General features: G+C 33.8%; 1 protein-coding gene. It reads right to left on the reverse strand.

The genetic code is table 11. The features are described 5' to 3' along the window. Nucleotides 1–344: 344 nt before the first annotated feature. A complete protein-coding gene (locus V7014_RS25375) occupies nucleotides 345–1,823 on the reverse strand; it encodes a DHA2 family efflux MFS transporter permease subunit (RefSeq protein WP_335511600.1) in 1,479 nt (492 codons plus the stop codon). Between the last annotated feature and the right edge of the window lie 183 nt (nucleotides 1,824–2,006).

Consider the following 2,006-nt stretch of genomic DNA (forward strand, 5'->3'; position numbering starts at 1 on the left):
ATATTGGATAATCAATCCGATTCTACATTATGTACAAGTGTTTACGTTAAATAAGGATGGATTATATGAGATTCTGGCCAACGAGAAAAATGGAACCATTCGATCTTTAGCTGTTCCAAATTTCGAATTAGATGTAGATAAAATTTTCGAATAAAAAGAAAGGCGGTTACTTCCGCCTTTTTTCTCTGAAATATTAATACCAACATTATGTTGCCATGTTTCATTTATAGCAATTTATCTTATAAAAAAAGCGTTAAAACAAAAATCATATTTTTTATTTTAACGCTTTTTTATAATTTAGTGTTACCTGTTTGCTAATCGTTTCAATTAATCTCTTATTCTTATTACATCGTCAAGGTTTCATTTTTTACTTTTTTCTTTCGTTTTATGAATAATGAACATATACACGCCACAACAGCCACGCAGGTCGTTACTAGGAAAGCATCATTTATACCTGAGATACCGGCTTGTAAAGTCACTTGTTCCTTGACTTGCATCATTGAATCTTGAACATTAGCAATCTGAGAATTGTGCAATTCGGACATACCCTCTTCGACATAAATTGTTGTACGGTTAGACATGATTGTAATAAGTAAGCTCGACCCAATCGCTCCTGATACTTGAGTTACGGTACTATTAATTGCTGTACCATGCGGAATTAATGACGCTGGTAATGAATTTAAAGCATTTGTTTGAGCTGGCATCATTACTAATGAAATGCCAAACATTCGAATAGCATATAAAACCATTATATACATCATACTTGTAGTGCTAGTTAAGTCTGTAAAGAAATACGAAGATACACTGAGAATCATTAATCCGACTAGTGCAAGTATTTTAGCTCCATATTTGTCAAACAATCTCCCAGAAATCGGACTCATTAACCCCATTAAAATGGCCCCAGGTAACATGACTAACCCTGAATGAAATGCAGATACACCACGAAAATTTTGTAAATACATTGGTAACAATAGCATTCCAGAGAACATTGACATATTGATCGCAACTGCAATCACAGACCCTAATGCGAACATTGGCGAATGATAGGCACGAAAATCAAGCATTGGTTTGTCTAATGTATATTGACGAACAATTAACAAAACTAATCCAATTACCCCGACAATTATTGGCATGTACACACTTGCTGTTCCCCAGCCTTCATTCCCCGCGGTACTAAAGCCGTATAAGATTCCACCGAAGGCAAAAGCCGTTAAAATGACAGATACAACATCGATTTTAGAATCCGTTGTTTCTTTATTATCATGTAGTTTAAAATATGCCATGATCCAAACAATACAAATGATCGGAGCAATCATGAAGAATAGAGCATGCCAATCAAAATTTTGGACAATCCAACCTGATAATGTTGGACCAATTGCTGGAGCAAATAACATAACTAATCCGAAAAAGCCCATTGCAGAACCTCTTTTTTCAGGTGGGAACGATGTATATAAGATATTCATTAATAAAGGTAAAAGAGTAGCTGCACCCGCTGCTTGTATCATACGTGCTATTAATAACATGGGAAAATTAATAGCAATGCATCCAATTATTGTACCAACCTCAAAGATTACAAGGGCTATTAAAAACAGTTTTCTCTTTGAATACTTGCTAATTAAAAACGCTGTAGTTGGGATCAGAATTCCGTTTACAAGCATGTAACCCGTTGATAGCCATTGTACTGTAGCTGCACTAACATCAAACTCTTTCATAATTGTTGGTAGAGCAACATTAATTAATGTATTCGTTAATAAAGCAAAAAAGGTGCCTACCATTAATATTATGAGTACACCTATTGTTGGCTTTTTATTTATTTCAGCCATGTTCTCCCCTCCAAGATTGAACTTCATGTATATTTTTTGAACTGGGGTTCATGGTAGTTTATTTTATACAAAAATAATAAAAAATTCAATACCAACAAAATGTACTTCATGTAATATTTGATAGTTGTAACGATCAATTCAAACGAAAAAAAACCTTATTCGTAATTGAATAAAGGCTTAATA

Source organism: Bacillus sp. JJ722 (genome assembly GCF_036963345.1).
Classification (GTDB): domain Bacteria; phylum Bacillota; class Bacilli; order Bacillales; family DSM-1321; genus Bacillus_AD.

Coding starts and splice junctions, on each gene's coding strand:
- V7014_RS25375 (WP_335511600.1), bottom strand. CDS start 1,823: ATGGCTGAAATAAATAAAAAGCCAACAATAGGTGTACTCATAATATTA.